We start from the raw sequence: 23,277 nt of genomic DNA, 5'->3' as shown, positions 1-23,277 counted from the left end.
GGCTCTTTTTTTAATATATATGCAACAAAAGATTACATCAAACAGGACGGTCATTCTTCTGATCTTGGGCTTGTTGTCCGCAGTGGGTCCTTTCTCTATTGACATGTACCTTCCGGCTTTCCAAACCATAGCAAAGGACTTCCATACCAGCGTCGACCAGGTACAGCTCTCGCTCAGCAGCTTCTTTATTGGCATCGCATTGGGCCAATTGATCTACGGACCACTCTTGGATAAATACGGCCGAAAAAAGCCTTTACTTGTGGGCTTGCTTATCTATGTATTAGCCACGGTGCTCTGTATCCTAACGCGTGACGTTGAACACCTGATTGCCTTCCGGTTTCTGCAGGCATTGGGAAGCTGTGCGGGGATGGTCGCCTCTCGTGCTATGATTCAAGATTACTACGAGCCCCGTGAAGCCGCTCGTGTTTTTAGCTTGCTGATGTTGGTCATCGCCATATCACCGATTCTGGCGCCCAGCGCCGGGGCTTTCCTATTGAACCACCTCGATTGGCACTACATCTTTGTCTCCTTGTTGATTATTGGTCTTATCATTCTTGCAGCCACTTACTTTTTCCTTCCAGAATCTTACCTTGGGCGAGCAGATTTCTCCCTTCGGCCAAAGGCAATCATTAGTAATTTTTGGGAAGTGTTTCGAAACAAAACCTTCCTGGTTTATTGCTTGGTGGGGTCTATCGCTTCTTCCGGTCTTTATGCATACTTGGCCGGTTCCTCCTTTGTGATGCAACAGCATTTTGGGCTGACCCAATCCCAGTATGGCCTGGCATTTGCTTTTGTAGCATCGGCCATGATTGTGGCCACACAGATAAACCGAGCCATATTGAAGCGATGGACTAGTATACAGATAAGCCGAATAGCCAATATTTGGCAATCCGCTGTCGCGATCACCATGATCGTATGCCTATTGACTGACACCCTCCACTTCCCTATACTTTTGACGCTGATATTTTGTTACCTGTTGGGACATGGTTTTATATTCCCCAATACCTCCGCTATGGCATTATCACCCTTCAAAGCTTTAGCAGGAAGTGCTTCGGCCCTCTTGGGTTGCGTGCAAATGGGGATCGGGGCAATAACATCCGGGATGGTAAGCGTGCTACATGACGGAACTCCTTACCCGATGGTAATCGTCATGAGTTTCACCGCTATATCGTCTTTGCTGATCCATTTTGTATCAGGCCGGTCGATAAAAGGAGAAGGATATTGAGTAATTGAGAGCTTCCAATTCGCTTAAAGAAAACTTTGTAAAGCCAACGCATAGCTTTTCAGTCCGAATCCGCAGATAACACCTACACAATTTTTTGCGAGGTAAGAGTGGTGTCTGAAGGTTTCGCGTTTATGCACATTCGAGATATGCACCTCAACAACGGGTGTCTCGATACCAGCGATAGCATCGCCGATCGCGACAGAAGTGTGCGTGTAGGCGCCCGCGTTAAGCACGACCGCGTCATAAGAAAAACCTATTTCATGCAGCTTATCAACGATATCTCCTTCATGGTTGCTTTGGTAGTAATGCAGTTCGCATGTCGGGAAAGTCGTCTTGAGATCTTCGAAGTATGAAAGGAAATCCTGATTACCGTAAATACTTGTTTCGCGAACCCCAAGCAGATTAAGATTGGGACCATTGATAATGATGATTTTTTTCATGTTATAGGACTAAAGTGCTAAAGATAGCAATATCTTAAATATCCCCATAAAAATTCCGGAAGGAAGAGCGTAAGCCTATACTGACGACACCCGATTTTTGTGTTGTCGCATCTTCCCGATAATTATAACGTTGCGTGTAACCCACCTCAAAGCGGAGGTTATATTTTGGATTTAATATGTATGCAGCTTTTGCATCCACATAGTATAAATCATTGCGAACTCCTTGACCAATTGCGTTGCCATACATATTAGGAATTGTACGGTACGACTGAAAGATGTCTCCTCCCATATTCAACCCACTTTCCGGATCGGTACCATATAAACTATACATGCCCTGCAAGGAAAAGTCAAAACGACTCCAAGTATAATTTGCAATCGCAACAATCTCTCTAAAATTGGCACCTCGCGGGTGTGCCAAAGGCTCTCCATAGTTGGAATAATTCGAGATGGATGCAAAATGCTGATAGGTGTAAGGTCGCACGATATTGTACTCAAGCAAATAATTTAAATTTTTGACGTTAAAGGCGTCGAAACCACGCACCCCAAGCTGCGTTCCCCACTTGTTGTGGGCATATCCCCTACCGCCAAAGAACTCCTTAGCCGTAAATTCTCCGAGTAGAAACTGTCCATAAGCTGTTAAATTGCGGAACAACTTATACTTCGCATTCAGTCCCAAAAACATCTTGTCGGGTGATGTGCTGTTGTTAGATTCAATAGGACGAATAAACATGACGGGATTGATATAGTTAAAGTCGAAACCGCGGTATCCAGCCTCGTTGCTGTTGGACCAAGTCACTGCTTGGAAAAAGCCTACGGACAGCCTATTGGTCGCATTGTAATCCAAATATTGAAAAGCGCCCCATTTGGTCCCATCACCAAACTGGCTGCCGGCGTTCAACGCATCCCGGCGAGGGTTGCTGGGATCATTCATATATGCCCAAATTGATGTGTATTGCACATTACCTATGGTCCCTGTCAGTCGCAGGTTGGCATAATTAGAGGAAAAATCAGACAAGAGCAGGGAGCGGTAACCATCGCCAATATGGTTTTTATCAAAGGCAAGATTCGCCTGAAAATAGTCACTGAAATCGTAGGTCAAATTTGCTGTTGCATACATCCAATCCTTTTGGTTGCCGCTTCGGTTGTTTACGTTTCCCTGCCCAGGCACTACTTCGTTGATATCCATGTATTCCGACAGGTAATTTTGAAACACACCACGATTTGCAAACACATTGGCAAAAAATGTCAACTTATTTTTGTGCTGCCAACCTACTTGCAGGCCGCCACTACTTAACCAAGTAGTACGTTTATCATTGGCAATCAAATCTTTACCTATCGTAAAATCGGGTAGAAAATCGATAAAAAATTGGCTTTCGTCGCTCGAGACATCCACCAGATGTTCATTAAATATTTTACGTAAAAATGGGTTATCCGACGCGATGGGATGTAAAGACTGTAAGGAATCAAATGTCGACAATAGTTCACCTTTAAATAGGAAGGGCTTTGCGGCAGTATGCATCCGTGTCTCGGGCGTATATAACAACCCGTTGTATTTTTGGTAATGTTGATACGAGTAGGTCTGGTTTTTGACCTGTCCTTTCAGCGGTGCAAGAAAAATAAAACTGAAACCGATGGAAAGGATTAGTACGTAAATTTGATTCATATAAGTCTTGCGTAAATTGCGAATGATTACAACAATTATTATTCCTAAAATTTCCCTCCGGCAAAACTACCTTTAAAAGCCTTCCCGAAGGGCTGTTGTAGCATGTCTGGTATCCGTGCTAAAACGTTTATCTATTCCAGATTTCAAATATATTTTGCTATATTGGGGCACGATAACCAAAAACAAGAATCGGTAGAACATGAAACGTAGAACTTTTCTGAAAACTGCGGGCGCTCTAGGTGCCGGCGTGATGGCTAGCAACTTTTCGTTTGCAGCACCTGATAACTCCTTCCCCACTGTGCGCGTTCCGGTGGCAAAGCGGCATTTCTCCAGCAAAGTAATTGAAGCAACCATATCAGAATTTCAAAAGAACGTAAAAAACAAAGAGCTAGGTTGGTTGTTTAACAACTGTTTTCCAAATACGTTGGACACCACGGTCTACGATGAGTCCACGCCTGCTAAAAAATTAACCTATGTTATCACTGGTGATATCGATGCAATGTGGCTACGCGATAGCAGCGCCCAAGTATGGCCTTACCTCCATTTTATGAAGAAAGACCGCAAATTGCAGGAATTGATCCTTGGTCTGATCAACAAGCAGGCGCAATGCATAAATATTGATCCTTATGCGAACGCTTTTTACAATGACCCTACAAAAAAAGGTGAATGGTTTTCCGATCATACGGACATGAAACCGGGCATCCATGAGCGAAAATGGGAGATCGATTCTCTTTGCTACCCGATCCGGCTAGCCTATCACTACTGGAAAGAAACCAATGACCAGAGTCCTTTTGACGGGGAGTGGGTAAAAGCGCAAGAAAACATTTACAAAACTTTTGTTGAGCAACAGCGCAAAGAAAGCACGGGACCTTATAAATTCGAAAGAACGACAGCCCGTGGATCGGACACCCTGCAGGTAGATGGTTTGGGTTATCCTGTAAACCCTGTCGGGTTGATTTGTTCGGCATTCCGCCCATCTGATGACAGCTCGATTTTCATGTTTTTGATTCCTTCAAACCTGTTTGCTATAACAAGCCTGCGTCAGTCAGCAGAAATTTTACGCAAAGTAAAAAACAATACGGATCTCGCGCAGAAAATGGAGGCCCTTGCCGAAGAAGTTGAAACGGCAGTCAACCGTTATGGTATTGTGGATCATCCAGAACACGGTCGCGTTTACGCTTTTGAGGTAGATGGCTATGGCAGCTACCTAATGATGGATGATGCCAATGTACCCTCGTTACTTGCACTCCCCTACCTAGGTGCCGTGGATGTAAATGATGAGGTATACCAGCGCACACGGAAGTTTATCCTATCTGAAAAAAATCCATTTTTCTTTAAAGGAACAGCGGCAGAAGGCATTGGAGGACCACATATCGGTCGGGATATGATTTGGCCGATGGCCATAATTATGCGTGCCTTTACGTCGACAGATGACAATGAGATCAAGACCTGTATCGAAACATTGCGCAAAACACACGGCGACACAGGCTTCATGCATGAATCATTCCATAAAGACGACCCTAAAAAGTTTACACGCCACTGGTTTGCATGGACAAACACATTATTTGGTGAATTGCTTTGGAAGACTTATAAAGAAAAGCCATCTTTGTTAAGTTAAAGAAGAGTTTCCATGGTGAATGCAAAAGCGTCAGCAAGGAAGTTCCTTCTGACGCTTTTTTTTATGACATATATGCGATGCAAAAAGGGCCCATAGGTATCTTCGACTCCGGTTTTGGTGGATTAACCATCTTTCGAGAAATTAAAAACAGTTTGCCTAAATACGATTATATCTACTTAGGAGACAATGCCCGGGTTCCATATGGCACACGTTCCTTCGAAACCGTTTATGAATTTACCAAAGAGTGTGTCTTCAAGCTATTTGATTTGGGCTGTAATCTTGTGATTTTAGCTTGTAATACTGCATCGGCAAAAGCTTTGCGAAGTATACAGCAAAACGACCTTCCAGCTGGCAAAAAGGTATTGGGAGTGATCCGGCCAACGACCGAATCCATTGACCGTTTTACACGTAGTAATGAAGTGGGCGTACTGGCCACAACCGGCACCGTACTGTCCGAATCCTATAAGATAGAAATCAATAAATTTCATCCTGACATAGCGGTTTATCAACATGCGTGTCCGCTTTGGGTGCCCTTGGTAGAAAATAACGAGATCGACACACCTGCAACAGATTATCTTGTGCAAAAGGACATCGCCCAACTGTTGGGCCAAAGTCCACAGATTGATACCCTAATTCTCGCCTGTACCCACTATCCCTTACTATTGCCAGTCATCAGGAAACATGTTCCGCCGCATATTCAGATCCTAGCGCAAGGGAAACTTATTGCCGCAAGCTTAACGGACTATCTCCAGCGACATCAAGAAGTTTCAAAATATTGCGCAAAAAATCAGCAGACAACCTTTTACACGACAGATGACCCTACGGATTTTGAACAAAAGGCAAAGGTATTTTTCGGTGAAGAGATTCGCGCGAAACATATGCGCGTGTCCTGACCCCAAACGATCCTTAAACGTAGAAGACCGTAATCGTAGCGTGTAACGATCACCGTCTTTACCAATCCTGTGTTCTAGCCCTTGGCTTTCAACGCAATGGCATACAGCTTCATCTGCTTGACCATCGACAGCAAACCATTTGCGCGGGTCGGTGAAAGGTGTTCCTTCAACCCGATCTGATCGATAAAATAAAGGTCTGCATTGGTTATTTCCTCTGGGGTATGTCCCGATAAGACCTTCACCATCAAACTCACCAATCCTTTGGTAATGATCGCATCGCTGTCCGCGGTAAACTTAATTTTATCACCTTCCAATTCCGCAAAAAGCCATACTTTTGATTGGCATCCCTTGATAATGTATTCATCGGTTTTGTGTGCGTCGCTTATCAGCGGCACCTCTTTTCCCAATTGAATGATATATTCGTACTTCTCCATCCAATCTTGGTAAAAGGCAAAGTCTTCGATTAGCTCGTCCTGTATCTCGTTGATAGTCATTTTTCTTGCATTTATTTGAGCATGCGAACTGCGCGTTCCAAAGCTGCTATAAAAATATCCACTTCTTCCTTCGTATTGTACATCGCTAACGATAGCCGAACTGTTCCTGGAATACCAAACTGGTTCATAACAGGTTGCGCACAATGGTGCCCCGTTCTTACTGCAATACCTAATTTATCCAAAAGCACACCAATATCATAAGGGTGAATGCCGTCGACAACAAAAGAAATTACCGACGACTTATGCGCAGCGGTACCGATAAAGCGGATCCCTTCTATATGCGACAATCGGTCGGTTGCATAGGCTAGAAGCCCATCTTCATAAGTTTTTATGGCTTCTATGCCAAGGTTATCTATGTAATCGATCGCATGCGCCAAACAAATACCAGCCTCAATATTGGGTGTTCCCGCTTCAAACTTAAAAGGCAGCTCATTGTAGGTTGTCTTCTCAAAAGTAACGTCCTTAATCATATCGCCGCCTCCTTGGTAGGGCGGCATTTTATTAAGCAACTCTTCCTTTCCGTACAGCACACCAACACCGGTAGGACCATACATCTTATGTCCGGAAAACGCGAGAAAATCAACATCCAACTCCTGCACATCTATTTTGAGGTGCTGTATGGCTTGTGCTGCATCGAGCACCACGGGAACTTGTCTTTCGTGCGCAATTTGAATCATTTCCCTCACCGGGTTTATGGTGCCTAGCGCATTGGAAACATAAGTGAAAGAAACCAACTTCGTACGATCGGAAAAAAGCAGACGGTACGCCTCTATATCGAGTTCCCCTTTTTCATCCATCGGAATCACACGTAATTTACAGCCCTTTTCGTCACAAAGCATCTGCCAAGGAACGATATTCGAATGGTGTTCCATCGCAGAAATAATAATTTCATCGTCTGCCCCAATGAAAGGTCGCCCGTAACAAGTAGCTATAATGTTCATCGCCTCGGTAGTCCCCTTTGTGATGATTATCTCGTGTTCATTTTTTGCATGGATAAAAGCCTGCACTTTCCGTCTGGTTAACTCGAATGCATCGGTAGAAATCTGACTGAGGTAGTGCACCCCGCGATGCACATTGCTATTCATATCGGCATAATAGTTTACGATGGCATCGATTACCTGCTTTGGCTTATGCGTCGTAGCACCATTGTCGAAATAGATCAATGGTTTACCATTAACCGTTCTATTTAAGATCGGAAAATCTTCCCTGACTTTATGTATATCAAAAGTTCCCAAATTCTTTACTCCTTAAAATGTCTTACAAAGTTACTATAATACGTCATAAAACAAGTCAGCATGATGTATTCTTTTCAGGTTGACCATCGGGTGCGCCAGCACTGCTTTTCGTCTTTGTTTCATATTTTATCAAAATATTGAACAACAATTTATGGGTAATTGGTTATCTTTGTACGAGATATGCAAGAGTTACCATTAAATATTCCGGAAGGGTCAAGAAAAGAGGTGATGGCTTATTTAGAGCCGTTCATGTTGAACGAAATGAGCGACTATTTGAAGCCAGTAGAGGACATGTGGCAACCGGCCGATTTTTTACCCGATTCCTCACGTGACACCTTTTTTGAAGAGATACGCGAGCTGCAAGAAGGTGCGCGCGAGTTGCCATACGACTTGGTTGCTGTTCTTATTGGAGACACCTTAACGGAAGAAGCTCTTCCGACCTATGAGTCTTGGTTAACCATGGTGGAAGATGTGGAGAAGAATGAGCAGGGCGGATGGATGAAATGGGTGCGCGCATGGACAGCAGAGGAAAACCGCCACGGTGACCTGCTTCACAAATATCTATATCTATCGGGACGTATCGATATGCGACAATTTGAGATGTCCACGCAATATCTCATACAAGATGGTTTTGATATCGGCACAGGTGCAGACCCTTATCGAAACTTTATATATACGTCTTTTCAGGAGCTCGCGACCAACGTATCGCACAGACGCGTAGCGGGGCTTTCAAAAAAATCTGGTGACAAGCTCTTGGCAAAGATGTGCGGCGTGATCGCTTCTGATGAGGCCAGACATGCGAAAGCTTACATGTCCTTTATTTCCCATGCGTTCGCAGTTGATGCGAGTGAGGTCATGATTGCCTTCGAAGACATGATGCGGAAAAAAATTGTTATGCCCGCCCACTTTATGCGCGAAGCTGGAGAACCCCAAGGCGAAGCTTTTGCCCATTTCTCCGATGCCGCGCAAAGACTAGAAGTATATACCGCCCTCGATTATGTCGATATCCTTAAAACGTTGAATGATGACTGGAAAATCGACAAAATTGGTGGCTTGAATGAAAAAGGCGAAAAGGCACGAGACTATCTGATGAAACTTCCCGATCGTTTGACTAGACTCGCAGATCGAATCAAAGTGCCCGAAATGCAATATAAATTTAAATGGATACACGGATAAGGCTTGCGTAAAAACGCAAGTTTTTTTTTGTTTCCATCAATGCTTTTCTTAAATTAGTTGTCACACTAATAATTGCTATGCTAAAAGAAAAATACAGTCAATATTCTTTTATTCTCGACCGCACTGCCAGACGCGTCAAGCAGTATGCCCAAACTTCCTTCCTACAAAATGCTTTTGACATCACTATCGACCAATGGAGCATTCTAAAGATTTTATTCCATGCCGATCCGATGACGCATAAAGAACTCGCTGAAAAGTCTGGAAAAGATCAGCCGACCTTGACGCGTATTGTGGATATCATTATCAAAAAACAACTTGCCGAACGGATCGAGCATCCACAAGATCGCCGTTCCCTACAAATCAGGCTGACTGCTTCGGGTGAAAAAAAAGTAGCACAGTTATCACCCGCAGTTAAGAACATCCGCATGAAGGCTTGGGAAAATCTTTCTGAAGAAGATTTTGGGCACTTCACCCGAATATTAAATACCATTTATAATAATTTAGATCAATAACCATGGTCGTCACAGACATATGTATTATAGGAGCAGGACCGGTAGGCCTTTTCGCAGTTTTTGAAGCTGGGTTACTCAAGATGCGTTGCCATTTGATGGATGCGCTGCCCCAAGTAGGAGGCCAGCTTTCCGAAATTTACCCGCACAAACCCATTTATGACATCCCCGGCTATCCGAGCATCCTTGCCCAAGAGCTCATCGATAAACAAATGGCTCAAATTGCACCCTTTGAACCCACATTTAGCTTGGCAGAGCGCGTAGAGGAAGTAAATCGGCAAGACGATGGTTCGTTTTTGGTCATAGGGTCCGAAGGTACGGTGGTTCAGTGCAAGGTAGTTGTCATTGCAGGAGGACTGGGTTGTTTCGAACCGCGTAAGCCAGAGCTGTTGCATTTAGAGCGATTTGAGAAAACGAATGTACATTATATGGTCAAAGATCCGGAAAGGTTTCGCGACAAAAACATCGTTATAGCTGGTGGTGGCGACTCGGCGCTTGACTGGACGATCTATCTTACTGGTCTGGCGAAAAAAGTAACACTTGTACATCGAAGCGACTCTTTCCGCGGCGCGCCCGATTCGGCAGAAAAAGTTTATCAACTTGCCGAACAGGGAAAAATAAACTTACTGCTTTCGCATTCGCTTGTCGCCTTAGCGGGCAAAACGACGCTGACGGGCGTACAGGTCGCCGATAAAGAAAAAGTTTCTTATGTATTACCGGCAGACGACTTCATTCCCTTGTACGGCCTTAGCCCAAAACTTGGGCCAATAGCAAACTGGGGACTTCAAATTGATAGAAATGCAATTGAAGTAAACACCTTCGACTACGCCACCAACGTTCCCGGGATTTTCGCCATTGGTGATATCAATACTTACCCCGGAAAATTGAAACTGATTCTCTGTGGGTACCATGAAGCCGCACTGATGTGCCAAAGCGCGTTTAAATACGTGTATCCCGAGCAAAAGCTCAGTTTCAAATATACAACTGTCAACGGCGTCAACTCCTTTTAGCTATGGAAAACATCATCACGATACAAGTCGAAGACCGAGATGGCCAAGTTAGGCCGGTGGAAGTTCCGACAGACATCAATCTGAGTCTGATGGAAATGCTAAAGGCTTCCGAATATCACATACTCGCCACCTGTGGCGGAATGGCGCTCTGTGCAACCTGCCATGTGGAAATTTTGCATGGTGCTGATGACCTGCCCGCAGCATCCGACCAAGAATTGGACATGTTGGATACCCTACCTGACGCGGATGGCGCCAGCAGGCTGGCCTGCCAGCTGCGATTGACAAATGAAAATGACGGTTTACGATTAAAAATAAAGGGGGGCCTGCAATGACCCAATTATTAGTGTACAAATCACACTAAGTTTTCGTATTTTTGCCAAAGAGAAAAGGTACTGTCCTTAACCGGAGGCTTTGTACAATTAGGCGCTTGGGTCAATATGCATAAAAATGATGAGGACTTTTTCCCCTATCTCACACTATAGAACAAAATTAGTTTATTATGTTATTAGATCGTTCTGAAAGAAGCTTTCCGAGAGTTATCATCATTGGCGGTGGTTTCGGAGGCGTAGAAGCGGCCAAACAATTTAAAGATAAAGAAGTCGAGGTGCTATTGATTGATAGAAACAACTTCCATACGTTCCAACCTTTAATGTACCAGGTGGCCACAGGTACGTTGGCTGCGGATGCCATCTCCTTCCCGATCCGAAAGATGTTCAAATCGCAAGAAAATTTCAGGTTTAGAATGGCGGAGGTGCTTGAAATCGATTCGCAAGAGAAAATTGTTAAAACATCTGTCGGAAATTACGACTACGACCATCTTATTATTGCAACTGGAGCAACTTCTAATTTTTTCGGAAACAAACAGGTGGAGAAGTATGCGCTTCCTATGAAGAGCATACACGAGGCATTGAATATCCGAAGCTACGTGCTTCAAAATTTGGAAGAGGCCGTCCTTCGCAAAAACCTGCTCGATCGAGAACGTTATTTGAATTTTGTCGTTGTGGGCGGTGGCCCCACCGGCGTAGAACTTTCCGGAGCGATTGCAGAAATACAGCTCCACATGCTGAAGAAAGATTACCCCGAACTATCCAAACATGAGATGAAGGTATACCTCGTGGAAGGCATGGGCAAAATTTTGGGCGCGCTTTCGGAAAAATCATCCAGCGACGCAGAACGATATCTACGCGAGCTGGGAGTGAAGGTCATCTTGAACACTCAAGTGACAGGCTATGACGGAAACACCATAACGTTGTCGAATGGGGAAAGCATACCCACAAGAACCGTGATTTGGGGAGCGGGGGTGATGGGCCAATTTCCAAAAGGTATACATCCAGAAATTATTCAACGGGGGAATCGCATTAAAACCGATGGACAATGCCGTATAGAAGGTATGGATGGTGTATATGCCATCGGTGATGTAGCCGCGATGATTACGGATAAAACGCCCCGGGGCCTTCCAGGGGTGGCTCCTGCAGCGCAACAACAGGGTAAGTACGTCGCTAGACATATATTGGACAGCATGAATGGAAGCAGTACGCCAAACTTTAACTATTTCGACAAAGGATCCATGGCTACAGTTGGCCGAAACCGCGCCGTAGTGGACATGGGTAACATCCACTTGAAAGGTTTCTTGGCTTGGATGACTTGGATGTTTGTGCATTTGGTATCAATTTTTGGTTTCCGCAATAAATTGGTGACCTTTGTGAACTGGACGGTCAAATTCTTCACCAAGAATAGCGGCATACGACTTATTATAAACCGTGTTGACAGACCCGAAACAAAAAAGGAAGATTTAGCATACGAAAACCGATAGGACATGGAGAATAAAGCCATAGCAAAAGCATTTAAATTATGTAGCCAATTAATGGAATTGTACAATCAAAATCCATTCCGCACGAAGGCTATGGCATCCGCCTCTTTCAAAATCGATAAACTTCCGTTTCCAGCGGTCGATGCCTCGCTGGAACAGCTTGCCGAACGACCGGGAATAGGCAAAAGTACAGCTGAGAAAATACATTCCTTAATATCTACAGGCTCTTTTAAAGAATTGGACGAGTTGGTCGCCAAAACGCCAATTGGTGTTTTGGAAATGCTATCCATCAAAGGACTAGGACCAAAAAAGGTGCAGATTGTATGGAACGATCTTGGAATTGAAACCGTTGGTGAGCTTTTGTATGCCTGCAATGAGAACCGCTTGGTGGAAGCGAAAGGATTTGGCCTGAAAACGCAGGAAGAAATACGAAAAGCAATTGAATTTGCGAATGCTGCGCAAGGATTATTTCTATACGCCAAAGCAGAAAAAATTGCTGCACCACTTTTAGTTGCTTTGGAAGAGAATTTCAAAGATGACAAGCATTCATTCACGGGCGAATTCCGGCGGAAGTGTGAAATCATTTCTGCCATCGATATCCTGACCACTGCACCTCAGGCTGCACTGATAAAATTTATCGAAGCAAACGAACATTACACCCTGCTGGAAACATACGATACCTCCCTGCAATTTTCGGATTCTTTTTCGTTGAAATATCAACTACTATGCAGCAATCACGCTAATTTTGCATACGATCTATTGGTTCATACCGGAAGCGATGCTCATATACAGCAACTTCAGGCGTTGCAGCAACCGATACCAGGAGCAGAAACAGAAGAGGCCATATACCACAAGCTTGGTCTGCCATACATCGCACCAGAATTGCGCGAGGGGCTACAGGAAATCAGCTGGGCAAAGGAAAATCGCCTTCCGGTGCTTATCAAGTTTACGGATTTAAAAGGAACATTGCACAACCATACAACCTATAGCGACGGTGTCCATACGTTAGCGCAAATGGCTGCCTATTGCAAAGATGAATTGCGGTTGGAGTATCTAGGTATTTGTGACCACTCCAAAACGGCGGTTTACGCAAATGGATTGTCAGCAGAACGCTTGAAAGAGCAATGGGCAGAAATTGATGCATTGAACCAACAGTTGGCACCCTTTAAAATCTTTAAAGGCATTGAATCCGACATCTTGGCCGACGGATCTTTGGACTATCCAGATGAAATTTTAGCGCAATTTGATTTCGTTGTCGCCTCCATACACAGCAATTTAAGGATGGATCAGGAAAAGGCGACACAACGCCTCATCCGCGCCATCGAAAATCCCTACACAACGATCCTCGGACACCCCACTGGTAGACTCTTACTAAGTCGAGCCGGTTATCCGGTAGACTTCAAGCGGGTGATCGACGCTTGCGCCGCGAATAGCGTGGTCATTGAAATCAATGCTAATCCCCTTCGATTGGATCTTGACTGGCGTTGGCAGCAGTACGCTTTGGAAAAAGGTGTGCTATTGTCGATTAACCCGGATGCGCATCGGACAGAAGGGTTGATGGACATGCAATATGGCATACATGTTGCTCGAAAAGGAGGACTTTCAGCCGAATGCTGTCTAAATGCATTTTCAGCAGAGAATATTGCCTTATTTTTCCAAAAACGCAAGTTGAAATTGAAGCAATTACCTTAATTGCCCTCAATTTACAAAAGTAGAAATCACTTATTTTTTAGATATATATCGCAAAAAAGTCGGAAACTCATGGTATCCGACTTTTCTATTTTATAGACGGCGTTTCCCGCCATCATCTGCGCCTTATCTTATTTTTTATAATATGTCATGGCTTTTGGAATCAATTTCTGAATATCATTTATACGACGCGCATCACTGGGGTGCGTGCTCAAAAATTCGGGTGTAGAATTCGCTGCTTTTGCAGAAGCCATGCGCTCCCAAAAGGAAACAGCGCTTTCTGGATTATATCCTGCCATTGCCATAAAAACCAGACCCAATTGATCAGCCTCCGATTCATTGCTTCTAGAATACCGCAATAACGCAAGCTGTCCACCGATTCCATAAGCATTATTCACCAACCCTTGCAGCAAGCTGCTTTTTCCGGAGGTTGCTACGCCTAGTACTTGTGCACCCACTTGGACCGCATATTGATTAGACATTTGTTCCATGGAGTGACGCGCTATAGCGTGTGCAATTTCATGTCCCATTACTGTCGCAAGCCCCGCTTCATTAGCCGTGAAAGGCAGGATACCCGTATAAACAGCAACTTTTCCACCAGGCATACACCACGCGTTGACGTCTCCACTTTCAATCAAATTAAATTCCCAATTGAAGTTAAACTGTTGTGCAATGCCTTCCGACGACAAATACCTATTAACCGCTGCGGCGATTTTATTTCCAACATTTTTAACTAAGGCGGCATTAGACGTACCAGTTACGACTTTGGTCTTAGAGTCGCTCAAAAATTCTTTATAAGCTACTGCAGCCTGTTCTTGGATTTGATCATCACTAACTAACGACAATTGCCTTCTTCCCGATACCGGAACGGTAGAACAGGATGCCAAAACAGCTGCTAACAAGACTAAGGAAGTGTATCTAAATATCTTTTTCATGTTTGTATGGGCTTTTTGTTGAAAGCCATGCAAATCTTATGCCTAAACAGCTATGCTTTCTTTTTCTTGAACAAATATATTTTTGACTCGTGCCCTTTCAACAGCCGTTCGATATTTTTTTGATGCGTAACGAGAATCAAGGCACAGATAGCAATTCCATAAAGTAAAACTGCCGGCACCGACGTATGAAAAATAAACGCCACACTGAAAGGAAATGTAAAACCGGCAAGAATAGATCCTAACGATACGTAATGTGTAAGCAGTAAAGTGATCAAAAACACACTGACGCAACACAATGCGGCAGGTGGATGAATGGCGATCACCATACCAAAAAGCGTAGCTACCCCCTTTCCGCCTCTAAATCCAGCAAAGATCGGAAAGAGATGCCCTAATACAGCAATCACTCCCAAAGCTAGCTGGAAATTAACAAACTGTACCGAGTTCGGCACCCCAACTAAGGTAGAATCGAGCAAATGCGGAAGATTCGTTGACGTCCATCCCTTCAAGATGTCCACAAACATGACGATCGACCCTGCCTTTTTACCTAAGACGCGAAATGTATTGGTAGCGCCCGCATTGCCACTACCGTACTCCCTCACATCAACCCCATAAAATGCCCCTCCAAACCACACTGCCGAGGGAATGGATCCAAAAAGATAAGCTAATATGACTATCCCTACTAAATAAAATGAAATCATATATGGTTTATACTTTCTGACTATATTATATAACTTTCGCTTTTAAGCTCAAATCCAAACTTTTTACCGAATGTGTCAATGCGCCGACGGATATGTAATCGACGCCAGCTGCAGCATAGTCAGCTATGGTTGCTAAGGTAATGCCGCCGGAGGCTTCTGTAATCAAGCGGCCGGCTACCAATGCGACAGCAGTTTGTACCTCATCAGGGGTAAAGTTATCAAACATCACGCGATCGACCTTTTCATTAGCCAGTACCTCTTCTAACTCAGCCATATTCCGGACCTCTACTTCTATAGCGACATCCAACTTTTTCTCCGCTCTATAGCCCTGCGCTTTTTCTATTGCTTTGCTGATGCCTCCGGCATAGTCGACATGGTTGTCCTTTATCAAGATCATATCATAAAGCCCGAAGCGATGGTTTGCCCCTCCACCTATTACGACCGCTTCTTTTTCCAAAAACCGAAGCAGCGGTGTCGTTTTTCTCGTATCCAGAACCTTGGCTTTTGTGCCTGATAATTTGGCCGTATATTCGGCTGTACGTGTTGCAATGCCAGACATCCGTTGCATCACATTCAATACTAAACGCTCTGCTTTTAATATGCTATGGACACTGCCCTGCACACGAAAGGCAACATCTCCCGGCTGGACCTTCGCACCATCCTGCCCATATACTTCCACCGTAAGTTCGGCATCGATCAACTGAAAAATAGCCTCTGCAACAGCAACACCTGCAAGAATCCCGCTGTCTTTTACAAGCAACTGTGCTTCTCCCTGCGCATCTTGAGCGATGGTCGATAATGACGTATGATCCCCTCCCTGCACATCTTCTTCTAGCGCTAATGCTACGAACTTCTTCAGTTTATCTAACTCAACACCCATGTATCCTATCTAATTTATTAGCGAAGATGACAAAAATATATATGATTATAAAATATAAAGCTATTTTTTACATCGCTCGCGCAGCTATTCAATGCGCATTTCAACAATTTGAAATTTCGTATTGGCGGATACCACTTTCACGAATATACGATAGGTGGATTGATTAGACTTCAATGAAAAAACAACATAGGAATTCGAGGAATTGTTCACACGTTGCAGCTCTTTCAATTGTTCAACTTTATTGGATCTAAAAAACTCATCCAATAACAGCTCTGCTTGAAATTTTGTATAGCTTCCATCTTCGCGCTTGACAGAGAGGGTTAGATTGCTCGCGAAATTGCTGCCTACCTTCTTCGCATTTCCCGCACGCAGAGCCGATGATAGCTGTTCAACCAAATCATCGAAGGAATCTGCAGCGCACATCGGTGCATACTTTGCCATACACATAAAAAATGTGAAACAAACCAATAAAACACTAATACTCCTTATAAAAAAACGCTCCTGCATAACCATCAAAGCATGAATAATTTACCTTGTAGTTAATCTGTACCAAAACTATGCCAACAAGCGGAATACGCAACCGCTGATTTTTGTGTAAATATGACCCCAAAATTTAGTTTATTTTTTTACAAATAGATATATTTGTGTGTGAGTAATTTAGAAAATAAAAGAGTAGCGCTATTGATCCTAGATGGTTTAGGATATGGCAAAGACGATAGTTCAAATGCTGTTCGCGCAGCAAAAACCCCGTTTTTGGATCATTTATTAACCACTTACCCTAACGCGCGTCTTGAAGCCTCCGGCGAATCCGTAGGGCTTCCTGTAGGCCAAATGGGGAATTCCGAAGTCGGTCATATGAACTTAGGCGCAGGACGTGTGGTATACCAAGAGTTGGGACGCATAAACAAGGCCGCAACAGGCGGCGAATTCAAGGAAAACAAGGTTATCCAAGAAGCGTTTAGCTATGCCAAATCCAACCGCAAGAATGTGCATTTTATAGGCCTATTGTCAGATGGCGGGGTGCATGCGCACATAAGCCATTTGAAAGCCCTTTGTGACGCAGCGAAAGATGCAGCGCTGCATGCCGATCAGGTTTTTATTCATGCATTTACAGATGGCCGTGATACCGACCCAAATGGCGGATTGGGATACGTTAAAGACTTGCAGCAACATCTTGCTTCATCAACGGGACGAATTGCAAGTGCAATTGGCCGCTACTATGCGATGGATCGCGATAATAGATGGGAGCGTGTGAAAGAAGCCTATGATCTCTTGACAAAAGGTGTGGGCACACCAACGAACGACCTACAACAGGCCATCGAAGATTCCTATAAAAATGGCGTAACCGATGAATTTATTAAACCAATAGTCGTCACCAATGCCGATGGTACGCCATTAACGACGATCCAGGAGGGTGATGTCGTGTTTTGCTATAATTTCCGTACAGACCGTGGCCGGGAGATAACCATCGCGCTGACGCAAGAATCGTTTCCTGCCTACGATATGAAGCCGCTTGCCTTACATTATGTAACGATGACTTCCTATGACGATACTTTTAAGGGTATGCACGTGGTTTTCCAGAAAGACAACTTAACCAACACCTTGGGCGAGGTGTTAAGCGCTCAACATAAAACACAAGTCCGTATCGCGGAAACGGAAAAATACCCGCACGTCACCTTCTTTTTCTCGGGGGGCCGTGAAGATGAATTTCCAGGCGAAAGACGGTTGTTGATCCCATCCCCAAAAGTGGCGACTTACGACCTGCAACCGGAGATGAGCGCCCTAGGAATCACCGAATCGATCTGTAAAGACATGCAGGAAAATAAACCGCATTTTATCTGTTTAAATTTTGCAAATCCTGATATGGTCGGCCATACCGGTGTGTTCGAAGCTGTAATTAAGGCTGTTGAGACGGTTGATATGTGCACACAACGTGTGGTAGAAACGGGGCTGGAAAACGGTTACTCGTTTATCATTCTTGCTGATCATGGAAATTCTGAATTTATGGTCAATGAAGATGGATCGCCAAATACAGCGCACACGACTAATTTGGTTCCTTGTATTTTAATAGATAAGGATTTTAATCACATTAAGGACGGAAAACTGGGCGACGTAGCACCAACTGTTTTACGTTTACTTGGTGCAGACATTCCTGCAGAAATGACTGGCGATGTCTTGGTATAGAACATATAAACTCATTTGTAGAGCAGCAGCGGCCAGCGCCATTGCTGCTCTGCTTTTTTCTTGCAGTTCGACGCCTCCTCCAGCAGGGGCTGCTAAAGAAAAGCAATTTGATATTCCGCATTTTTTCAAAGAAGAGATCGCCAGACTGGATAAAGAAGATCCTTTAATAACAAAAACGGTCGAAAAAGATAGTCTTTCAGAAACGAAAGCGTTAAAGATCAGCGATTGGAACAACGAGTTAGCTAGTTTTTCCAGCATAGATCTCAACAAGCCAGTCTATGCAGGTGTCCTAAAAAAAGATAGTACGGCAGGCAAAGTTGTTTTTACAGCCAACGATCCGAAGGTAGAACTTTCATCGGTAGAGATACGTTACGATAAGGATAATGTACCCAACGGATTTGTAATCAGGCGTACTGTTAAAAACTCCCTATACCAAACGACCGAAACGCTCAATTACCAACGTGATAGTGCATATAGCCTTGAAAAAGAACAGTCTGTCTTATTGTTGGGCGACAGACATTACACCATACGGGCTTCATTCCATCATTAAAAGATGCATATAGCAAAACAGTTGGTGTTTATGGCTGCATAGCCTCGCTACCCATAGGCACCAACTGTTTTACATATCGCAATTTTTGCAGTCGAAGACTTGGCACCGCTACGCATAGCGCGCCAGCGCTATAATATTATCGCTAAACCTCGTTAATCTGCCCGAGCTATGCAAAAAATCTAAACTGATGATAAAGGCATAGCCAACCACCACGCCTTCCAATTTTTCAATGAGCTTGGAGGCTGCCACTACCGTTCCTCCTGTCGCCAAAAGATCATCATGAATCAGAATACGGCTACCTGGGGCGAACGCATCTTGATGAACTTCGATCGTTGCCTGTCCATACTCGAGCTTATACGATTCCGAAATTGTTTTGGCCGGCAGCTTCCCTTGTTTGCGGATGGGAATAAACGGTATTCCCAATTTGTTAGCCAGCATCATTCCGAACAGAAAACCACGGCTTTCAACACCGGCGATAGCATCTATAACCATCCCTTGCAAACGTGTTGCCAGTTCGTCTACGATGGCAGCGCTCAGTTGCTGATCTTTCAACACCGGTGTAATATCTTTAAAAACGATACCTGGCTGGGGAAAATCAGGAATATCCCGAATCACAGCTTTCAGACGGTCTTCTAACATAGATGGTCAATTGAATTGTAAATATGGTTCAATTTTAAGCAAAAAATCAGGATCTAACGCATAATTTTTTTTGAGATCTGCCATATCTTGAAAAGAGCCGTGCTGTTCGCGGTACCGAACGATATGACGAGCATCACGTGCGGAAATGTACGGATGAGCCGACAGTTCTGCCTCGGACAACCGGTTTACAGATAGCTTCTGCACGCCATCGTTCGTTACCAGCAGCAAACTACGGATACGAGCCATCGTTTCTTCCGATATCCCATAGACTTCACGCAACTGATCGATCTTATGAAATCCTCCTAAGCGATCACGAAACTTTACGATACGTTTGGAAAGTACGGAACCGATTCCGGGCAAGCGCTTCCAAGCTATCGTATCTGCTTCATTCATATCCACCGGGGTCTCGGATGCAGAGCGTGCAGCATCGACCCACTGTTTAGTCGAAGAACGCGGATCATTCCGAGGAGATTCGTCGGCAAACCGTAGAAAAGGCGATATCCGCTGAAAGTCAGATTCGGATATTGCATAAATTTTCTTAACATCTGAAGCACGGTAGAAACGTCCACCTTTTTTTTCATAATTTTTAATTACGCGAATTTGCTTATCGGAAAAGCCCATCAACCGCCATTGTTCTTCGGGCAGCCCATTCGGGTCAAAAGGCTTTAACACATGTGACTTCGGATGACGAAGCTCAGGATGATAATCGGCAAGATTTTCGGCATATCGATCGGATGACCCTTGCGGTTTGGCTTCGTCGAATGATACCAGGTCTTCCAATGCGCTACCATTTGATTGAAAAAAAGCGCGGTGGAAAAGAGGGCCCATTTGTAGAAGAACGATCACAAAGAGCACGACAAGGAAACCACGCTGTTCATGCGCCGTCAACTTGAAAAACAAAGCGAATTTCTTCATATCGTACCCTCCCTTGCCGATATGGCAATTACTTCAATTCATTTGCTGCTACTTTTTTTACTTTCGTCCCATCCTGTAAAGTTTTCGAAATGGCATTGAAAGGCCTTGAAACAACTTCCTGTCCTTTTTTCAAGCCGGACTTGATGATGATATTACTATCGTCTTGAATACCGGTGGTGACTACGACCTGCTGCACGGCATCTCCTTCCAACACAAAAACATATTCTTTAATATCTATATCCGAACTGGATGAATCAGCCTTGCTGGGATCGGAACGTACGGTGACGGCCTGTATCGGCACAATAAGTCCTTTGTCCGACTTAGTATGTATTTGAACCGTAGCGGATAGGCCCGGCTTGAATGGTGAGACACTAGCCTCTTTATCTGCGATCAGGTCGGCATAGGACGTAGGTTCTATGCGTACTTTCACATTAAAATTTGTTACTTGTTCAGCTGTTGTCGTCATCGTCGTACCCGATCCGGTAGACGTGGAAGAACTGGAAATCTCGGTTACGACCCCTTTAAACTTTCTACCCTGAAAAGCGTCTACTTCGATCGTAGCCGTGTCATCCACTTTTACCCGGTTGATATCGTTCTCATTTACTTCCACATTTACTTCCATGGTCGACATATTGGCAATACGCATGATTTCAGTTCCAGCCATTTGGGCTGTTCCCACGACACGTTCGCCCAGCTCGATGGACAGCAAAGATATGATCCCATCTGCGGGAGCGTAAATTGTTGTGCGCGACAGGCTATTTCCTGCTTCCTGAAGCTGTGCCTGTGATTGATTAACGCCAAATCTCGAGGCAACTACCTGTTGGCGTTGCGACTCCAAACTAGCGCGCGCACCTTCATAATCCGCTCGCGCCTTATCCATCTCCGAAGCAGATATCACCCGTTTATTAAACAATTCCAAACTGCGGTTATAGGTTGCTTCAATATTTACAAAATTTGCTTCCTGCTGTTTCAACATCTGCTGCGACACGGCAAGATTAGCTTGTTGCTGACTGACCATCGCAGCTACTTGATCATAGCTTGACTGCAATAAGTCGGGTTTGACACGGCACAATACTTGGCCTTTTTGTACGCGATCGCCCTCCCGCACATTCAGTTCAATGATTTCACCCGATACCTCGGAGCTAAGCTTCACTTCAAACTCCGGCTGCACCTTTCCGCTCGCTGATACCAGCTCCGAGATGGTCTTCTCCTGCACCATATCTACCGACACCTTTTGAACAGCCCCATCACCAAACCAGCCGAACTTGTTTCCCAGCACTACCAGGACTAAAATTACGACGGCGGATATGACCAATATAAGAGGAAGTTTACTTTTCTTCTTTGCCATGTATATGTTAATTTAGAGTTATTGGATTGCCAATATAATAATCGATTACTTTTCCCCGAAAGACCATTTCATATCTTCTACGGATCATCTCAAACTCAGCCCTGTTCATATTGGTTTGGGCCGTAAACATTTCTATGGAATTTGCCATCCCCACATCATACCGTTCCTTGATAGCTTCGAAAGCCACTTGGGAAGAATTGAATGCTACTTGGGAAGTGAAATATTGTTTGTTAGCAAACTTGAGATCTAAAATGGCTTGACCTATGGTCTTCTGTAGGTTGCGGCGCGTAATGGCGTCTTCCGTTTGAGCTTGTAGATAACCCAACCTCGCCTTATTTACCGCGACCTTTGTTCGGTTGTTGTTAAATATTGGCACGTTGATGCCTACTTGACTCTGAAAAGTCTTGTTACGGTTAAATTGCGTGAAGAAAGGCAATGGATTTAGCGTTTGCAAGTTTAAAAATTGTGATGAATAATTGGTACCGTAACCAGTGGACAAGGTGATAGCGGGATAGTAAGCTCCTTTCGCGATATCAATATTTTTCTTCGCCAAGGCGATGTTGTACCCCGCCTGCTCGACAATGGGCTGGGTGGTGAGCGCTTTTTCGAAGACCTCATCAAAAGAGAGTATCGCATATTCGGCCATAATTGCTGCAATATCGGGCTTTTCCAATGTAAACATCGTATCGGGAGACAACTCCATCAACTGCCTTAAGTTGAGCAGCGAAAGTTCATAGGCATTCTCCGATGTCATAATACTGAGTTCGTCCGTGGCCACTTGGTTTTCAGATTGGGCAATATCGGCGATCGTCTTATTGCCTACGGCAAACTGAATGCTATCTTGCCGCAGCTGCTCGCGCGAGAGCCTTGCCTGCTGCTTCGCCGCTTCATACAACTCACTGTTCGTGATAGCTTCTAGATAATTTGTAACCACCGATAGAATCAAATCATTTTTAATTTTATCCACTTCAGAAGCATCGATCGATAGCTGAATTTTATTGGCTTTTATTTGGTTAATCTTCTGAAAACCCTGGAAAATTGCGACGCTCGACCCCACATTTGCGCCTGCGCTGGTATTGGAGCTTCCACGAATCAACTGGCCTGTCGTCTGATCGAATAGTAAACCATAATTGTAGCCACCACTCAATCCGAAGGAAAGATTCGGATAGAGTTCTGATTTGGATTGATACAAATTTTGTTCGCTGATCTGATAGCCAAATTCTGCCTGACGTATCTGTAAATTCCGATCTAGCGTTTGTTGTATCGCCTGCTCCAAACTAACCTGTGCATAGGCTACGGAACATCGACAACAGACAAAAACCAGCCAAACAAATAGACAGGATGATAATTTTCGGATCATTTCGTG

23 protein-coding genes are annotated in these 23,277 nt (G+C 44.3%); 11 read left to right on the top strand and 12 right to left on the bottom strand.

What is annotated here, in order from left to right; genetic code table 11:
• Window positions 1-19: 19 nt before the first annotated feature.
• Complete coding sequence (locus tag IE165_RS00670; RefSeq protein WP_189624670.1) at window positions 20-1,225, top strand: multidrug effflux MFS transporter; 1,206 nt, start codon at window positions 20-22, stop codon at window positions 1,223-1,225.
• Window positions 1,226-1,248: 23 nt separating this feature from the next.
• Here the strand turns inward: IE165_RS00670 and aroQ are convergent, their stop codons facing one another.
• Window positions 1,249-1,665, bottom strand: a complete 417-nt coding sequence (aroQ, locus tag IE165_RS00665) for a type II 3-dehydroquinate dehydratase (protein ID WP_189624669.1) — start codon at window positions 1,663-1,665, stop codon at window positions 1,249-1,251.
• Between the two features lie 34 nt (window positions 1,666-1,699).
• Window positions 1,700-3,328, bottom strand: coding sequence for a gliding motility protein RemB (locus IE165_RS00660; RefSeq protein WP_189624668.1), 1,629 nt, complete (start codon window positions 3,326-3,328; stop codon window positions 1,700-1,702).
• A 199-nt stretch (window positions 3,329-3,527) separates the two neighbouring features.
• Here IE165_RS00660 and IE165_RS00655 point away from each other — a divergent pair, with 199 nt between their 5' ends.
• Both IE165_RS00655 and murI read left to right on the top strand, forming a co-directional pair.
• Window positions 3,528-4,946: a glycoside hydrolase family 125 protein gene (locus IE165_RS00655; protein WP_189624667.1), complete on the top strand. Its 1,419-nt coding sequence runs from the start codon at window positions 3,528-3,530 to the stop codon at window positions 4,944-4,946.
• Window positions 4,947-5,023: 77 nt separating this feature from the next.
• On the top strand, window positions 5,024-5,839 hold the full coding sequence (gene murI / locus IE165_RS00650) for a glutamate racemase (RefSeq protein ID WP_189624666.1): 816 nt from the start codon (window positions 5,024-5,026) through the stop codon (window positions 5,837-5,839).
• Between the two features lie 74 nt (window positions 5,840-5,913).
• Here murI and IE165_RS00645 read toward each other — a convergent pair whose 3' ends face one another.
• A complete protein-coding gene (locus IE165_RS00645) occupies window positions 5,914-6,333 on the bottom strand; it encodes a SufE family protein (RefSeq protein ID WP_189624665.1) in 420 nt (139 codons plus the stop codon).
• A gap of 11 nt (window positions 6,334-6,344) precedes the next feature.
• On the bottom strand, window positions 6,345-7,568 hold the full coding sequence (locus IE165_RS00640; protein ID WP_189624664.1) for a cysteine desulfurase: 1,224 nt from the start codon (window positions 7,566-7,568) through the stop codon (window positions 6,345-6,347).
• Window positions 7,569-7,748: 180 nt separating this feature from the next.
• On the opposite strand from IE165_RS00640, the gene IE165_RS00635 reads away from it, so the two are divergent.
• The 6 genes from IE165_RS00635 (at window position 7,749) to IE165_RS00610 (ending at window position 13,765) form a co-directional block, all read left to right on the top strand.
• Window positions 7,749-8,744, top strand: a complete 996-nt coding sequence (locus tag IE165_RS00635; protein ID WP_189624663.1) for an acyl-ACP desaturase — start codon at window positions 7,749-7,751, stop codon at window positions 8,742-8,744.
• A 77-nt stretch (window positions 8,745-8,821) separates the two neighbouring features.
• Window positions 8,822-9,256 (top strand): MarR family winged helix-turn-helix transcriptional regulator, encoded by a 435-nt coding sequence (locus IE165_RS00630; protein WP_189624662.1) that lies wholly within the window; start codon window positions 8,822-8,824, stop codon window positions 9,254-9,256.
• A gap of 2 nt (window positions 9,257-9,258) precedes the next feature.
• Window positions 9,259-10,263 carry an NAD(P)/FAD-dependent oxidoreductase gene (locus tag IE165_RS00625; RefSeq protein WP_189624661.1) on the top strand — a complete coding sequence of 335 codons (1,005 nt, stop codon included), beginning with the start codon at window positions 9,259-9,261 and terminating at the stop codon, window positions 10,261-10,263.
• 2 nt (window positions 10,264-10,265) lie between these two features.
• A complete protein-coding gene (locus IE165_RS00620; RefSeq protein ID WP_189624660.1) occupies window positions 10,266-10,595 on the top strand; it encodes a 2Fe-2S iron-sulfur cluster-binding protein in 330 nt (109 codons plus the stop codon).
• A 167-nt stretch (window positions 10,596-10,762) separates the two neighbouring features.
• Window positions 10,763-12,076 carry an NAD(P)/FAD-dependent oxidoreductase gene (locus IE165_RS00615; RefSeq protein ID WP_189624659.1) on the top strand — a complete coding sequence of 438 codons (1,314 nt, stop codon included), beginning with the start codon at window positions 10,763-10,765 and terminating at the stop codon, window positions 12,074-12,076.
• Between the two features lie 3 nt (window positions 12,077-12,079).
• Window positions 12,080-13,765 (top strand): DNA polymerase/3'-5' exonuclease PolX, encoded by a 1,686-nt coding sequence (locus IE165_RS00610; protein WP_189624658.1) that lies wholly within the window; start codon window positions 12,080-12,082, stop codon window positions 13,763-13,765.
• A gap of 128 nt (window positions 13,766-13,893) precedes the next feature.
• On the opposite strand, the gene IE165_RS00605 is transcribed toward IE165_RS00610, so the two are convergent.
• From IE165_RS00605 to IE165_RS00590, 4 genes are all read right to left on the bottom strand, one after another.
• Complete coding sequence (locus IE165_RS00605; protein WP_189624657.1) at window positions 13,894-14,697, bottom strand: M48 family metallopeptidase; 804 nt, start codon at window positions 14,695-14,697, stop codon at window positions 13,894-13,896.
• A gap of 50 nt (window positions 14,698-14,747) precedes the next feature.
• Window positions 14,748-15,395 carry a glycerol-3-phosphate 1-O-acyltransferase PlsY gene (gene plsY / locus IE165_RS00600; protein ID WP_189624656.1) on the bottom strand — a complete coding sequence of 216 codons (648 nt, stop codon included), beginning with the start codon at window positions 15,393-15,395 and terminating at the stop codon, window positions 14,748-14,750.
• A 25-nt stretch (window positions 15,396-15,420) separates the two neighbouring features.
• Window positions 15,421-16,275 carry a carboxylating nicotinate-nucleotide diphosphorylase gene (gene nadC / locus IE165_RS00595; protein ID WP_189624655.1) on the bottom strand — a complete coding sequence of 285 codons (855 nt, stop codon included), beginning with the start codon at window positions 16,273-16,275 and terminating at the stop codon, window positions 15,421-15,423.
• Window positions 16,276-16,359: 84 nt separating this feature from the next.
• Complete coding sequence (locus tag IE165_RS00590) at window positions 16,360-16,716, bottom strand: DUF4783 domain-containing protein (protein ID WP_189624654.1); 357 nt, start codon at window positions 16,714-16,716, stop codon at window positions 16,360-16,362.
• 207 nt (window positions 16,717-16,923) lie between these two features.
• Here IE165_RS00590 and gpmI point away from each other — a divergent pair, with 207 nt between their 5' ends.
• Window positions 16,924-18,459 (top strand): 2,3-bisphosphoglycerate-independent phosphoglycerate mutase, encoded by a 1,536-nt coding sequence (gene gpmI / locus IE165_RS00585; protein WP_229826227.1) that lies wholly within the window; start codon window positions 16,924-16,926, stop codon window positions 18,457-18,459.
• Window positions 18,446-19,009, top strand: coding sequence for a hypothetical protein (locus tag IE165_RS00580; protein ID WP_189624653.1), 564 nt, complete (start codon window positions 18,446-18,448; stop codon window positions 19,007-19,009). The genes gpmI and IE165_RS00580 overlap by 14 nt, the downstream gene beginning before the upstream one ends.
• 108 nt (window positions 19,010-19,117) lie before the next feature.
• Here the strand turns inward: IE165_RS00580 and IE165_RS00575 are convergent, their stop codons facing one another.
• Genes IE165_RS00575 through IE165_RS00560 form a run of 4 tightly spaced genes read right to left on the bottom strand, consistent with a single transcriptional unit; the run spans window position 19,118 to window position 23,271 of the window.
• Entirely contained in the window at window positions 19,118-19,648 is a 531-nt protein-coding gene (locus IE165_RS00575) for an adenine phosphoribosyltransferase (RefSeq protein ID WP_189624652.1), read from the bottom strand.
• A 6-nt stretch (window positions 19,649-19,654) separates the two neighbouring features.
• Complete coding sequence (locus IE165_RS00570; protein WP_189624651.1) at window positions 19,655-20,563, bottom strand: helix-hairpin-helix domain-containing protein; 909 nt, start codon at window positions 20,561-20,563, stop codon at window positions 19,655-19,657.
• 28 nt (window positions 20,564-20,591) lie between these two features.
• On the bottom strand, window positions 20,592-21,911 hold the full coding sequence (locus IE165_RS00565; protein WP_189624650.1) for an efflux RND transporter periplasmic adaptor subunit: 1,320 nt from the start codon (window positions 21,909-21,911) through the stop codon (window positions 20,592-20,594).
• A gap of 7 nt (window positions 21,912-21,918) precedes the next feature.
• The gene (locus IE165_RS00560) at window positions 21,919-23,271 is read right to left on the bottom strand and encodes a TolC family protein (protein WP_189624649.1); all 1,353 of its coding nucleotides are present in this window, start codon (window positions 23,269-23,271) and stop codon (window positions 21,919-21,921) included.
• Window positions 23,272-23,277: the final 6 nt, after the last annotated feature.

It is taken from the genome of Sphingobacterium griseoflavum, assembly GCF_014653155.1.
GTDB lineage: Bacteria > Bacteroidota > Bacteroidia > Sphingobacteriales > Sphingobacteriaceae > Sphingobacterium > Sphingobacterium griseoflavum.
This window is presented reverse-complemented; position numbering and strand designations above follow the sequence as displayed.